The sequence below is a fragment of the Rhodococcus sp. MT28 genome, assembly GCF_058792695.1.
Genome location: NZ_JBXAFD010000011.1, coordinates 63,101 through 77,891 on the forward strand (window position 1 = coordinate 63,101; position 14,791 = coordinate 77,891).

The window sequence follows — 14,791 nt, forward strand, 5'->3', positions numbered from 1 at the left end:
TGCCGGTCGAAACCGCAGATCGCAGCACGACCGCTCGGCAGCGAAATGAAGTCGAAGTGTGATCCGCCGCCGTCACGGTCGGTGACTCGATTGTTTCGATGGTGAAGGTCGAATGGAGGTCAGAGAAGGAGAAAACTGCCGCGTACGCTGCCGCCCATCCCGCGAGCATCCGATGTGCTGCAGCCGGATCCGGAAGGTCGATTTCAATCGGAGTCATCGTCAGACCGTAACGCTCATCAAGTGCGCTCGGCCCGTCGTGCGCCGCACCACAGGACCACCTGCCAGCGGAAGCGCGCGGTCACTGGAAGCATGAGCACATGCTCACTATTCGGATCACCGACAACGCCGCAGCATTCCTGGGTGTCGGCGTCGGGTTCTCTGCGATCGACCCCACCGACGGCCTCACGCCGCAGCTCAGGGCGAAGTTGAATCGCGGAATAGAACGCCGCGGAAAGCTCCTGGTCTGGGCGGACTCACGTGCCGACGACGAGAGTCCGCCGGCAAACTTCTTCGACTACACCGGGTGGGAATGCAACGACAGTTCATTCCACCTCGAAGACTATGTGCCACTGCGCGCCCCGAATGCCGTCGCGGAAGACTTCCTTCCCTCCGGCCTTCCGGTCGAGTCGATGGGACCGTTCATCACCAGATCCGATCAACGCGCGTTGCTCGAGCAAGGGATCGCGTTCGCCCGCGAATTCGCCCAGCTTGTCTACGATCTGCCCGAACCCGCCCCCGTTCGCTGCATGATCTTCGTCAACAGCAATTGCGGCACCTTCCGGTTTCACCAGATCGAGCCCGGGGTGGAGTGGACCGCACTCGACCGCCTGGAGGACGACTACCCCACCAAGTTCAGCAGCAAGGGCGTTGTCGTCGACATCGTCCCCTCGACTACCAGGACTTTTCGGTGCCAAGTCTGTGGATACCCTGGATTACGCGAGCGGCCTTACGCCCGAGATGGTTCGGGTTCCGGCGAGAGGTGTCCAGCGTGCGCGTTCACGTTCGACGCGGCCCCCGGCGCCGACCAGCACCGCCACAGCAGGCAATCGAGCACGCATGAACAGTGGCGTGAACGCTGGATCTCCGGCGGAATGCGGTGGCAGAGCGCCCCGGACGTGCCCCAACCAGTGATCTGGGAGCCGGTCAACGAACTCGCCGAACTTCTCACCATGCGCAGGCGATCCCTACAGTGATACCTCGCAAGAGGATTCGTTCGGCCGCATATCAGTTACACGGGTTTCGCCACCCGCATTGCCGACACGGTGACCGCGCCGGAATCGATCACGGACGTCGTGAAACCTGGTGACGTGAACCGCTCGACACCGACACCATTCACGCGCAGGCGTACCCGCGGAGGTCACAGCAGGATCCCACGCTCGGCGTCCGCAATGACCATCGCAGCTGTCCGTGATGCCCATCTGTCGTGGTCGAGCAGACTCCACGTCGGGTCGCGGTTGTCCAAGGGCCTCGCCGCTAAATACACCCGCTGCACAAACTGGCCGACGGCGGCAAAGGACAAAGCGATCCACCGCCACGGTCGATCATCTGCCGCGATACCTAGTCGACCCATCACGGTCGTCGTTATCGCCGAAACATCACTGCCCGCTCCTGCGAACGGTGCCGCTCCGACGTTGAGGACAGCAGTCCACGACTCCACCAGCGACTTCGGCCCCACTCCTTCGCAACGGACAGTCGCATGTCGCCGGTAAGAATTTCCGTCACCCGAAGGACGGGATCTAGGGCCGAGCGATCACGATGTGGAAGTAACCGTAGACAGTGTTTTAGAACTCGTGCCAGTTTTCTTGATTTATCTCAATTGTTCCGACTTAAGTCGTAGTTTCGGCATCTCAACAAGGGGTGCGTTAGCACTTAAGTTCCACAGAAAACGCTCGACAACGACGCCTATCAGTACCGCGCACAAGTGAGATCCCCATTTCCGTTGCGTTCCATTGTCCACGGGTGCAGAGTTCAGAGGCAAACGAGGATCGACGAACAGTGGTTCGATTTCGACACACAGCTCCCCCACCTCACCGCCCAGTGCCATGGCCAGGTTCTTCGGCGAATGGAACTGTCCCCGCCACTAAATTATCGCGAAACTCTCCGCACGTTCGTTTGTCGAGCACCTCTCACGAGTCGACACAATCCGCCAGCGGCACTACAACAGTCACCCAGTATCCACACGGTCGATTACCCACGCTCTCCACGAGCATTCGCGAAGACTCCATGGATCACCTACCCCGCTCAGGATTACTCAACCATCCGGCGCGTGAACGGCAGCATCCGACATGTCCGCGCATCACCCCGCCTCACCGACCGAAGCCGATGAATGCACCCACCGAACGAGAGAAACCTCGCCGACCGATCGGCGGTATGGCAGCATTCGCCACATGACTAGCGAACGGATCGAAGTACAGCGCACCATCCGTGCCGACCCCGCATCGATCTTCGCGGTCCTCTGCGACCCTCAGGGGCACGTCGCCATCGACGGATCCGGAATGCTGATGGGCGCAGATGGCGAACTCGTGACCGCGACCGGCGACGAATTCGTCGTCCACATGGATCGCGAAGCTCTGGGCGACCTACCCATGGGACAGTACGACGTCACAGTGACGATCAAAACTTTTGTTCCCCAACGCGAAATAGCATGGACCATCCTCGGAACTGTCCGGCCTCCGATCGGGCACGTCTACGGATATCGGATCGAGCCGGCCGACGACGGCCACAGTTCCCTCGTGACCTCGTACTACGACTGGTCTGATATCGGCCCCGCCTGGCGGCAAGCAGGAATCTTTCCCGTCATCGCCGAAGGATCTCTCAAAGCCACGCTCGGTATCCTTGCACGCACCGTAGCCAGAGGTTATCCGCGCTGACCCCGCCCGAAAGCCCAGCGCCGGGGCCGTGATGCTCCTCTTCCGCGAGCGCGCAGCCACCACCGTGACAATCGCAGCACTGATCGCCGGTGCCGTCGCAACCTCATGGATCTATCTCAACGGAATCGTCTTCCCCACAACGTCTCCAGTGAGTGCCATGTCCTACGTTGCGCTCACAACCATCACGCCGGCCCTACCGCCTGTTATCTGATGGGGCGCCGAAGCCACGCTGACGCCTCCCAGCCGCCACCTCACCTGAACTCGCGACAAGAGGCTGCCAAAGAGTAGTAGACGAACCTCCACTGCAGCCCAACACGCCCGGCTTCCCCGTCACGAGGCACGGCTCCATCAGTTCATGAAGACCACGCCGCCCGACCTACACTAGAATGCCGAGAAGTTTTCTGCACGTTCACTTTTCGAGCACTGATCACGAATCGACTCGGCCCGCCAGCGACACTACATCAGTCACCCGATATCCACACGGCGAGCGCCTACGATCTCAGGACTACACGCCCCTCCAGGCATGGGCCCGCACGATCCACCACGCCCGCCCTCACCCCCGCGGGATCGCGTACCGCGGCAAATTTCCCGGTGCACTGCGCGGGGCGCTGCTCGAACAAGCAGCAGACCCTTCCCACCCGTCCGGCGCCATCACTGCCACCGTCCCGTATCGAAATCGCACGCCGAATCGACAGCGCTGCAGTCGCACTGGGGTATAACGCCGTCTGACCCGGCAGGGTTGATCGCTACAACATTCTTCGACCTCCACGACAGATCACAGATATCCGGAAGTTTCTTTTGCTCCGGAGACGACTCAGAACGACGGCAGCTTTCACGCAGGAGCCAGAAATCGGGCCCGATTCGCGCTACCGTTCTAGGCTATGGGGACCAGCTTCCACGGACCGAACCCGTGGCCACACATCACTCGCGCGATCCGCACGCGAGGCCCACGCTATGCCGCTGTTCCCTATCTCGGACACCTTGCGCCCGAACTACTTCCACTTCGCAGTGGAGACCTTCTGATCGTCAATGCTTCTACCGCGGCGATCCGCGCCCACGCCACTTCACCTGCCGTTCTTGCGCACTACCTCAGCAAGGGCGTTCGCATCCTGTCGTCGTCAACACTGCACGCCAAGGTCATCGTGACGAACCAACGAGCTGTAATCGGCTCGCCGAATGCTTCCGAAAATTCCACATTCACCCATGAAGCGGTCGTCATTTCCGATGACCCCCAAGTGGTTGCCGACAGTCGCGCGTTCGTCAACAATATCGACGAAACCACTGCTGTAGACCAAATATTCATCGACAACGCCGCGCGCGAATGGGCGATCGGGCGTGCCGTACCCATACCTGGCATCACTGGCCGAATGCAGAACCTTGACAACGACTTTCCTCTTGCTCCGACCAACCGAGTATTTATCAGGCAAGTCAGCGATCACGAAACCCGTCCCTCCGTGCGCATCGCGCCTGTGAAACAGACTTCAACGAAGCATCTTTCGGTCAATCCGAGCGTGAGATACCGACTCGAAACACTCAGACTCGGAAAACCAAGCAGCATGGCACGTGGGGACGTCGTCATCCGCGTCTCCACGGACAACGAATTGTTATTGCCACCCGCTGTCGTGATATCCAACCAGGATCGAATACCGGATTCCCCCAGTCATTTTCAGTTCTTTCTCCGCGTTCGCAACGACCTGCCACCGCTTCCTGTGCCAGACACCGAGAGGTATCTCGTCGAGGTCGGGCACCCCAGCGCACAACTGCGGTCCAACCACTACGTTCGCTCGCTCAGTCTTCGGGCCGAACTGTTGGCGTTGTGGAACCTTTGAGTCCTGAGAAACGAATATTGACGGAATGCGAAGCATTCCTTCGAGTGCGCGAACAGCGCACCGTCAATACGTCGATCCGAGCAATGTACTCACGGAAGCCGAACGACGCACGACCCTAATGTTCGAATCCGGTGAACGAAATCCTCTGCGCAACTGCGATAAAGAGCATTCCGCGTGACAATATATGCGGATCGACCTCCCCCAACCGAAGTCCCTCACGATTCGCAGGCGGACACGAAGGCACAAACCCTCCCCGCTGGAAACCTACGTTCGGCAGCTGACAGGTTAAGGTGCCTTTCCGGATCTTTCAGGTGCTCCTCTCGACACGTGACCCGAGCCATCGAGCTCGCAGACGCACCATCGACTGTCCACAGACCCCCGTCTCCATCCATCTCCAGGACACACGGCAGCAGCCTGCGGAAGCGCCGTCAAACACGCGGGTTACATAACCCCTCCCCCGCGTTCAGTCGCACATGAACCTCCCCGGCGTCTGACAGCATGAGAGCCAAGCATCTCCATCCGCTCCCGAAGAATCGAACCCGATTCCGACGCTAGACCCATCATCGAACCGCCGACCGCCAACGCACCCAAACCCCACCTTCAGCGAAGCCGCAGAGGTGGTCCGTCAAGCCCCTCCCTGGTCGGGCCGGCGGCGGTCTGTGAGGCGGGCCGCCGCAAAATCCCTCAGAACTCCATGGCAACATCAACCACACGCGACACACCGAACAAGCGCGCCTACCCGTATCAGTTACAGATTGGTTCTAGTCTTTCCTCATGGCACAGCACAACAAGGGACCTCGCGGACACATCGCGACTCGTGCTCCCCTCAAGCAGCACAAGGTGTACGAGGATCGGGCCGCCGAACTCGGAATCCCTGCTGGGGATTACTCCGTGCTCATACTGGCCATCACCCATGGACTGGACATACCGGACTACATCATCGACAAACTGCATCCGGACCAGCTGAGACTGCTTGAGGTCGAGGCCGCTGGATCACTGCGCCGCATCGAGCAGCTTGCGGTCGGCGCATGAACTACCCCTAGACAGCGAACAACCCCCAGGGCTTGGCGGCATCGGGGGCTGTCCGTTTATGCGGTTGTGAGAGCTTCCCAGCTCCCTGACCACCACTAACCCAGTGAAGGAAGAGGCGGTGACCACCACTACCTCGAAAGGAAGAGGCGGTGCTTACTCGATGATATCGCAGAAACGCAATTCCGCCATACTCGCGGACGTATTCGCGGTGTCATTTTTGGCACGTCCAGATCACATTTCGGCTTTCGCGGCGCTCGGATCACACTTCTGCGTCCCGAATGTCCCATCCGAGCAAGCCAGCACCGTACCCATAGTGGTACCGATGTGCGGCCGCCGGATCGAACAGACCTTCCGAACAACCGCGGCCGTGACGCGCGTACAGCGGATCCGCAGACAGGGAGGCCGCCCCTAGCCGACAACGAACGAAGTGCCCCGATACCTAACTAAACAGCGCAGACCTCTTGAAAAGCACAAAGGCCCCCGAAGGGGGTGATTGGGAGCGGACCGCATCGCGGCGAAATAAGGACTGGCAGGTCCTTGACGTCGACTGAGAACTGGCAGGTTCTCCGACATCTGTTCTCGAACATTCTCGAGAGGTGAGCTTCGAAAGTTAGCGCTTTCTCTGCTCGTACTGCATCCCCCTGGAAGGGACTTACCTATGGCAGGTATGTCTCAGGGTAGCGCATACCCTGAATACAGCCCAACTCATTCCATATCACCAACCTTCGGCGTGTCGCGCATCGGCGCCCAATCCGCTGTTCCTCAATCGACAGAAGTCGACGAATGGCAAGCGGCAGTCGATGATGCTCTCTCACGTATAGCGCGCCTCGAATCCGCTACACGGCAACTCAACGAGTCCACTTACCAGCGTGGACGCTCTTGGTCCCTACCTGTCGAACCAACGGAACAAGCGCGCGTTCCAGTGTGGACATCACGCAGGGAATGGCTCCGCCAATTCCGGCATCACACCACCAGCCCGGCCGGCAAGGCGTTGTGCGCGCGCAACCTGATCAAGCCCGACAAGGCTTACGCAGTGGCACAAGCTCACGCACATTTCGCCGAATCGCACACCGGCCGCGGGGTCTCCGCAGCGAAATCAACGATCGCTGCCCGGGCCAAAGTCAGCGAATCCTCTGTCAATCGCGCCAGGCGAGTGCTCATCGCGCTGGGAATGGGCATCGAACACGTCCGTGGACGGAACCTCAAAACCCTGGAATTTCTGGCTGCTGAAGCCCATCACGGGGGTCAACAGCACCGCGCTGCATCGACATGGTCACTGTCATCCCCTCGAACAATCGTGGCAACGACACCTCACCGCAAACTCGCCAAGACGCGACCGTCTCGCGCCTCTGAAAGAGCAACCCGCCTCAGAGCTCACAACTCTCTGAGGCCCGACGTCAATCGCGTCTATCAGCCCCACAGCAGTCGACCAGGGCCGATAGGAACTGACACCCTATCTAGTGTTGGTTTTTTATCTTTTGAAGTTCTTCCGTTAGGAAGAACTCACCAACGCGCGCATGCGCGAGCCCAGCTCACAACAAAAAAACGAAGCACTTCTCGGATCACACCGCGGCCTCTGGCACTTCAGAGGACTGCAGCCGAACTCGTCAGCCATGCGCCGGCTCTCAGACCGACCGGACATATCGGGGCGATCTGTGATCTTCTCCGCGATGTCAAGATCGATACGACGCGATGGACAGGACGTGACATCGCACAGACGCTTTCCCGAGACACAGCGGACCGGGGGTGGATCTGGCCAACAAGAGCAAGCCTGATCTCACCGTTGGCATACCTCAGACGCAGGCTCGATGGGATCGACTGGACCGGAGAATCGCCCAGTGAACAGCGTAAATCGGCCGACTTGGCGCGAAAGAGGGAACAAGAATTACTTGAAAGATCACATGTTCAACGTACGAAAATGGCAGCGAACCCGGAGCACCGCGCCAAGATCGTAGCCAGCATTCGGGCACACCTGACGTGCAAGCAGCAGCATTGAGGCTTTACTGGCCCGATCCGGCCAAGCAATACACGTCCGAAAAACACGCCTCACGATGATCGACAAGCGTTGCCGAGAAGTGTGGCGATCCGTGGCACAGCACCCTGATCGCCACAGGTGTAAATACTCATGGCGACGTTGATCGGGACACTAAGAACCCGGAGGGCAATGTTTTGATCTAATACGCGGAGCTCCACAGCCATTTTCGGAGAACTGACCCCGCCCGAGCCAGTCAATGGCGGGCTGGCGGTCCGCTTCTCTGCGCTTGAAGAACGTCGCGCTGGTACGGGTTCAACATCCGAGAGGGGTTGAAACGACAGCCGTTTCCTCCAATGCAGACGCGCCCGTAGGTATTCGGATCGTCTATCGGTCTATCCCTCCGAGACATGTACCTGACTGAGCATCTTTATTTGCGCAGGTAAACGGCTTTTTGTGCAGAGGAGCATGGTGCGATCACTGCGTGTGACGCATGCTTTGCGAGGCATCCTGGTCGCGCATGCCATACATGCAATGCGTGCGTTGCAAGGCATGCATTGCATGTATGGCAGCGCTGTTGCGTGAAACGGTGGGCCACCTTGCGTCGTTCGTAGCCGTCGGCACGGCAGCGCCGGCATCGTGCACGGGATACTTGTAGACGGGAAGCTGTCTCCATCCCCTCCCCCGCTCGGTCGAGAAGTGCGTGTGTTTCGGCGTTGCGATTCATGCGTCGCTGTATTCGAAATGTGCCCACCCACCCGAAAGTTCTGCTCGCAAAGCGGCGAAATCAAGCCTGACGGAACTGATTCTTCCCACCCCGTCCCCAAGCCTAATTTCGTCACTGTGACGTAAAGTTAGTGCCTGCTCGGACTCGCTTCGGTCATTCCGTCGCGGCCGAACTTCGACTGATCCGGATCTCCACACGTCCCTTCCCTTACACGTCCGGGTTCACACCGCGACCGACCTTTCGCGCAGAATTTTCGTTTCACCGCGGGCCCCCGCTGTGTCCTGAGATGATTCCGCAATGTTGTTCGTGAGTTAGATGAGCACCCCGACTGGCAGTCAGTCGGCTGTATCTCTCAATAGAATTGGAACCCCCTCCCCTCGGTCAGTGCGGTTGTTCGTCCCACGCATGTCTCAGTTTTTTCACCATCCGTGCGGTTCACGTGAGTCCTTCCTTCTGCCCTGGATGTTCGGACCCCGATGGAATGAAATATGTTCTGGCCTTCAAAGGGGTACAGGGTTCTATTGAAGTGCCCCCGGTGCGAACATCAGAAAGTTTCTGAAGCGGCAGGCTGTCTTGCCCCTCGTTGAGGTTGGCGCGTTCCTTCCATCCCCGCAAGGGCGGTGCATTGGCGGATGGCTGGGCAGGACCGCTCGCGACGGTTGAGCAATTTGTTCTGTGCGCACAGCGTAGATTGCTGAACCCTATATTTCCGCCTTTGGTCAGTTGGCTGCCCAATAGCGTCGCTTCGACTTCCTTGACAATCTGATCGAGACGGACTGTCACACGTTTCGTTCATGTCTGGAACGCCTCGCTATCGGGTGATCGTGGCAGCCAAGCTGCTCTTGGTCGGTCGACCTTTTGCATCGGTGTGTGACACTCACGGCAGATGTTTTTCGATTCGTTCGATGGCAATGAGTGCATTGACCTGCTATTTTGCGCGTCCACGCAATGCGTGGTCGGCATGCATTGCATGCAGAACTGAAAGATGTGCGGTGCATGCAATGCATGTCCTGCTAGCAGCGCATGGCATGCGTGCAATCCTTGCATACCGCGTCATGCGTGCTCTGCGTGCGCTGCGAGCGTTGTATGGTGTGCATGCAGAGCACCGCGTGCGTGCGGAGGTAGCACCGCTAGCTGTGCGTGCAGAGCACGCCATGCGTTGTATGTGCGCAGTGCTTGGCTAGCGAGGAACGCATTGTGTGCAAAGCATGCGGGGTTTGCTAGCGAGGCATGGATAGCGTGTCGCGCATGACGTGCATGGGTTGCGGTGAACGCGTGACGAGCATTGCACGCGTTGAACGCAAGGGTTGCACTTGATGCGACTCGTGCATGACACGCGCAGAGTGCGAGGCTTGTACGTCACGCATGACATGCGTGTTATGCTACGCGCGCACGTAATGCACAGTGTGCGTGTGTAGCGAGTGAAGCAGACTTAGCGCGCAATGCATGCAGTGCTTGGATTGCCCGTCACGCACAGTCTGCATGCAGCCCACGTACAGCGTGGATTGCGCACACAGCAAGCAATGCACATATTGCATGCAGCGCGTTGTTTACACGCAATGCACGCCTCGCAAATGTCAACGCCCTCGATGAAAGGTCCGCAATGCAGCCACGCAAAATCGCACTCGGCAACCAGAAGGGTGGCGTAGGCAAGACGGCCTCCACTCTCGGGCTTGCCAGCGCCATCACCGCGGTCGGCGGAAAAGTACTTGTCGTCGACATGGACCAACAGGGCAATACGACCGGCGGCCTCGGCGTCACTCTCGAAGAGGGCATGATGACGGCCTACCACCTCATGAACCAGACCAGAGAAGGCATTGCAGCCGAGGCGATCATTGCCACCCCATGGGATGGCGTCGACCTCATTCCCGCAGACGAAGAGCTCGGCAAAATCGAGTCGGATGGGTCGAATGACCTGGTGTTTCGCCTAGACGTTGCGTTCGAAGGGCTCGACCTTTCTCCTTATGACGCCGTGCTTTTCGACTGCCCTCCCAATATGGGCAAGGTGCTGTTCGCGGTTCTTATTGCAGCAGATGGCGTTGTCGCCATCACTGAACCCACAATCGACAGTGTCGGTGGCGTTCAGAAGCTCGAAGAGACAATCGACACCGTTCGTAAACGGGCGAATCCGAAGCTGGAATTCGACAAGATCGTGATCAGTCGTAAACGGTCTACCGGCGAACATGAGTTCAGAGAGAGCGAGCTACGGGAAACCTACGGCTCACTCGTCGCCAAGACATCGATCCCGGAACTCGCGGCCCGCCAGGACGCGCACTCGAATCGCACTCCGATTCACCAGTTCAAGGGTGGGAAAGCATTGACGCTGCAACTTGCCTACAGTGACTTGCTCGCTGAGTTGCCCATCGTGATCGGAGCGCCGGCATGAGCGTGAAGCGGGAACCTGCCATTCGTAAGACACATCCGGCTGAACTCATCCCGGAACGTCCGCCCAGGGGAGACGCGACCCCCGCGGCACCTGCAGCTACGCCACCAACGCCTTCAGCGGATCTCAGTGCCCGCAAAGATGAGGAGGAGAAGCTGTCGATGACCCACAACACGCGCATCAAACCTTCGACGAAGGATCGCCTTCGGCGTGGCGTCGACAAATTGCGGTACGAGACTGGCGATCGCGAAATCAGCGAGGCATCGATGACCGAGGCTGCGCTGGACGAATACTTGAAGGCCAGGGGACTATAAGAGATTCGCGTGCATGGCATGCACTGCGTGCACGCATGATGGATTGTCTTAATTCTTGATTGTGGAGTTCGGCCCCCGGGCGAGGGCATCTTGTGTTTCGGCTGGAAGACCTAATTAGAGGCGCCTGGCACGACAGCCGAGTAGGCACATGTGGGGGACATTCCAAGGACCTCGATATTGAGAACGGTTCTCGGGTGCGGGCGGGAGGCGAACCGCCGGGGCGGGAAGTCCTTGCTGCGCGCGCAATGCCATGTCCCTCTCATCTGCTGACTGTCCGTTCTGTAGAACTTGGAAGCCTTGGCAGCGCAAAGCCTGGAGCAAATTGCGTGAACAATCCGTTGCAGTCACGCAATTCTCACGCAAAATTGCAGACCACCCCACGTCACTCTGAGATCAACAGGCACGCAGCTGGAACGACATCCCCGACGTGCTTTGAGTGCGACGCAAAAAACATCAGTCGACTCTCGGATATGTCCGCTAGAAATCGCTGTCGACCCTCACCGCACGCAAAACGGACGAAACGCAGGAGTACGACCAGAAGAAATCTTCCGAAACCAGGAGGAGTCCCGCCGGCGGCAACCAGCGGGACTCCAGACCGAGAACACCCCTTTTAGGAAGGAAAACCCGATCATGGGTGATTTTAGTCTGCGCGCAGCGCGGATCCAGCTTGGAGCACTGATCGCCGCACTTCTCATCGCGATTTTGATCGCAATCGGGATCACCGCAGGCGCATTTGTCCTCTCCTTCGCGGTCCAACGGGACCTCGCGCGCCAAGGAACTATCCCCGAAAACCTCGCATGGATCTTTCCCGTCATCGTTGACAGTGCAATCTTCGGTTCCACCGTCGCCATCGTCATTCTGAGCAAACTGAAGATGCATCGACGCGACAAGTACTTCTACGTTGCTGTTGCTGTTGCGGTGGTCGCGATCAGCATCCTCGGGAACGCCTACCATGCGTTCCACTCCGCAACAGTTGCGCAACAGGCCGTTGCGGCAGGTCAGAGCATCGGCTACACGCCTCTCGACCCGGCCGTTGCTGCCATGATCGCGGTCATTCCGCCGGTGCTCGTACTCGCCTTCACGCACGGTCTGGGAATCCTGATCAAAGCAACGGGTATTGCATATTCCGACTACAAGATCGAGATCGACAATGCTGCCGCAGGTGTGGGTACGGTTGGTACGCAAAGCGTCGTCATGCGCAACGAAACAGCCGTAGGAGCCCAGCCTTCTTTAGGCGTCGTAGAAACGCATGACGCGCCGGAAAGCGCTCCGCGCCCGAGCCCCTCCGAACAAACGGGGTCTTCAGTGGACCCGGAGCCGTCGAACGCAGAGGCGGTGGCGCACGCCGAACTCGAATGGTTCATTGCCACATCGGACCTGCCCGACGCTGTCAAGGACACCGCACGACGCAAGCTTGCAGACCCGACTCTCACCTGGGAGCTGATCGCCCAGACGTCCAACCCTCCGGTTGCAACATCGACCTCGTGGCGCCGATACGAAAAGTTCGATACCGCGGCCCGAGCAGCTGGCTTCGACAATCCGCCGCTCATCGACATGCGAGCCTCCGATGTTCACTTCACCGACCAACTCGTCACTACAACGTGAGTAGCGCCGCAACCTGCCAACGCCAAGGTTCCCGAGCGCCAGGAATTGCATCATCATGGAGGGATTGACCACAGCAGAGTGCCCACAGACTGCAGGTAAGGAACCCGCATTGACCGACCCAGACGACCGACACCACTTGATCGTTCCGCCCGAACCGCGCCAGCGACCCCGACAACAGCGAGCGCACGAGACGAAGGCCAAGATCCTCAAGGCAGCTGCACGCTCATTCTCGATCGATGGGTACGCCGCTACCTCCATGAACGACATCGTTGCGGAGGCTGCCTCCACGAAAGGAGCCGTGTACTTCCACTTCGACTCCAAGGAAACGATCGCGCGAGAACTCATCAACCACTGGTTGACCGCGCTCGGCGGAACCCGGCAATCAACCGACAAATCAGCAATACCAGCGATCGAGAAGTTGGCTGTATTCTTCAACGGTTCAGCGGCGCTTATAGCCGACGATGCCCTGGCCCGAGCCGGCCTCAGGCTCACCATGGAAGCAGGTCTCGATACCGCCCAACCCGCGTTCCGTGAGTGGGTGGAACTCGTCAGCCGATTCGTCGATACTGCGATCGCAGACGGACAGCTTCCCGCCTCTGCCGCCCAGCGCCTGGCCGCGAATCTGTGCGCGGGATTTATCGGCGCAGTTCAAGTCATACAGGTGCTCGGCGACTCTGGAGATTTCACTTCATGCATTGACGACTTAGTGAACGCGTATTTGATTTCAGATGCGTAGTCCGCGCGCTGGCGAGGTCGTGAGTAGGGGAGAGGAACTGGACTCCTCGCGGTGACGTCGCCAACCGTGTGCACGGTGTACTGCTAATTCCTCGACGGTAGCGAGGCAGTTGCGTCGTCGAGAGGAGTGACAAAGTGCCTGACATCGAGAGCCGAATCCCCGGAGTGCTTTGTCTCATAGCGAATATTTCAGCGATCCGAGCCGTACCGATGTGGAGACGTCACCAGCGATGGGACCGTCACTGAGACTGAAGAACACCAGATAGAGATCGACCGATGAAGACAGCGGAAACCGTGTGCGTGGCAAGGTGTGCCGCGTCGGGCCGCTGAGTACTTCATCGGCCCTTGCCTCCCGTTGAAATGATCGGTTGCAGAACTCGCACGCGATGGTGGTACCAAATCGAATCCCACTTCGGTACCATCAGTATATGAGCACGCAGATCGCGGTACGACTACCGGACGAGATCGTGGAATTTCTCGACGACGAAGTCAGGGAACATCGCGCCGCCTCGCGAGCCTCTCTAGTGTTGCGCGCTCTCGAACGGGAGCGTCGCCGTCAGATAGCTGCACGAGACGCGGAGATCCTCTCGGCCGCAACATCCGAACATGATCTGAGCCCCCTCGCTCACCACGCTGTGAATCGACTGCCAACAGGCTCGACCTGATGCGACCAATTCATGAAGCCAACCTCGACTCAGTTCGGCCGGTCCTCGTACTCACCCGAGAGATGGTCCGTCCACACCTCGGGACCGTCACGGTAGCGCCCATCACCGGCGAGATCCGAGGACTGTCCACTGAGGTGTCCGTCAGCGCCGCTAACGGACTATCCGCCGACGCCGTGGTCAGTTGCGACCACATCACGACCATTCCCGTCAGTGCACTCGGCAACATCATCGGTTATCTTCTTCCAGCGCAAGAGGAATCACTGTCCATAGCCGTGCGCGCCGCCTTCGATCTCGAATGATGACGACAGTGAACGGAAAGGATGAAACATGGCGCTGAAGAAAGGGGAGCAGTTCACGCTATTCGAGCTCGAGCCACCCGAATCCGCTACTCGTCCGGACGAAGTTCCCGAACCCGATCAGCCTTCTCTGTTCGACGTTGACGACACCGCTCGTCTCGAAACGGATTCCGGGGTTGCGGAGCACCCCCGGACCGACGACATCGTCGCCCCTCCGGATGAGCGCTCCAACGAAATGGAAACGGAACCCACCCAGGCGTCAGAACTCGACGCAACTGAACCGGCCGCCCTTCCTCCCGCCAGCGAGGCAGCAGACGGCCACGCCGTCATTGTCACAGCAGCCGGCACCTACACACCATCCGG

12 protein-coding genes and 1 pseudogene are annotated in these 14,791 nt (G+C 59.0%); 12 read left to right on the plus strand and 1 reads right to left on the minus strand.

Annotated elements, in window-relative coordinates:
• Positions 1-317: 317 nt before the first annotated feature.
• Entirely contained in the window at positions 318-1,193 is an 876-nt protein-coding gene (locus tag AC1Q6C_RS28660; RefSeq protein WP_492666930.1) for a hypothetical protein, read from the plus strand.
• A gap of 164 nt (positions 1,194-1,357) precedes the next feature.
• Here AC1Q6C_RS28660 and AC1Q6C_RS28665 read toward each other — a convergent pair whose 3' ends face one another.
• On the minus strand, positions 1,358-1,657 hold the full coding sequence (locus AC1Q6C_RS28665) for a hypothetical protein (protein WP_182263386.1): 300 nt from the start codon (positions 1,655-1,657) through the stop codon (positions 1,358-1,360).
• Positions 1,658-2,387: 730 nt separating this feature from the next.
• Here AC1Q6C_RS28665 and AC1Q6C_RS28670 point away from each other — a divergent pair.
• From AC1Q6C_RS28670 to AC1Q6C_RS28720, 11 genes and pseudogenes are all read left to right on the plus strand, one after another.
• Positions 2,388-2,870, plus strand: coding sequence for an SRPBCC family protein (locus AC1Q6C_RS28670; RefSeq protein ID WP_019749519.1), 483 nt, complete (start codon positions 2,388-2,390; stop codon positions 2,868-2,870).
• A gap of 31 nt (positions 2,871-2,901) precedes the next feature.
• Positions 2,902-3,081, plus strand: coding sequence for a hypothetical protein (locus AC1Q6C_RS28675; protein ID WP_019749520.1), 180 nt, complete (start codon positions 2,902-2,904; stop codon positions 3,079-3,081).
• Between the two features lie 670 nt (positions 3,082-3,751).
• Positions 3,752-4,699 (plus strand): phospholipase D family protein, encoded by a 948-nt coding sequence (locus tag AC1Q6C_RS28680; protein WP_492666931.1) that lies wholly within the window; start codon positions 3,752-3,754, stop codon positions 4,697-4,699.
• A 774-nt stretch (positions 4,700-5,473) separates the two neighbouring features.
• The gene (locus AC1Q6C_RS28685) at positions 5,474-5,731 is read left to right on the plus strand and encodes a hypothetical protein (protein ID WP_007733695.1); all 258 of its coding nucleotides are present in this window, start codon (positions 5,474-5,476) and stop codon (positions 5,729-5,731) included.
• Positions 5,732-10,033: 4,302 nt separating this feature from the next.
• The gene (locus tag AC1Q6C_RS28690) at positions 10,034-10,816 is read left to right on the plus strand and encodes a ParA family protein (protein WP_007733691.1); all 783 of its coding nucleotides are present in this window, start codon (positions 10,034-10,036) and stop codon (positions 10,814-10,816) included.
• Complete coding sequence (locus tag AC1Q6C_RS28695) at positions 10,813-11,127, plus strand: hypothetical protein (protein WP_019749523.1); 315 nt, start codon at positions 10,813-10,815, stop codon at positions 11,125-11,127. Before AC1Q6C_RS28690 ends, AC1Q6C_RS28695 begins: the two co-directional genes overlap by 4 nt.
• A gap of 630 nt (positions 11,128-11,757) precedes the next feature.
• Positions 11,758-12,732 carry a DUF2637 domain-containing protein gene (locus tag AC1Q6C_RS28700; RefSeq protein ID WP_019749524.1) on the plus strand — a complete coding sequence of 325 codons (975 nt, stop codon included), beginning with the start codon at positions 11,758-11,760 and terminating at the stop codon, positions 12,730-12,732.
• 109 nt (positions 12,733-12,841) lie between these two features.
• On the plus strand, positions 12,842-13,468 hold the full coding sequence (locus tag AC1Q6C_RS28705; RefSeq protein ID WP_492666932.1) for a TetR family transcriptional regulator: 627 nt from the start codon (positions 12,842-12,844) through the stop codon (positions 13,466-13,468).
• 427 nt (positions 13,469-13,895) lie between these two features.
• Complete coding sequence (locus tag AC1Q6C_RS28710; RefSeq protein ID WP_019749526.1) at positions 13,896-14,132, plus strand: YlcI/YnfO family protein; 237 nt, start codon at positions 13,896-13,898, stop codon at positions 14,130-14,132.
• Positions 14,132-14,431, plus strand: a complete 300-nt coding sequence (locus AC1Q6C_RS28715; RefSeq protein ID WP_019749527.1) for a type II toxin-antitoxin system PemK/MazF family toxin — start codon at positions 14,132-14,134, stop codon at positions 14,429-14,431. Before AC1Q6C_RS28710 ends, AC1Q6C_RS28715 begins: the two co-directional genes overlap by 1 nt.
• A gap of 28 nt (positions 14,432-14,459) precedes the next feature.
• Positions 14,460-14,791, plus strand: a pseudogene (locus AC1Q6C_RS28720) (hypothetical protein); the annotation flags it as partial.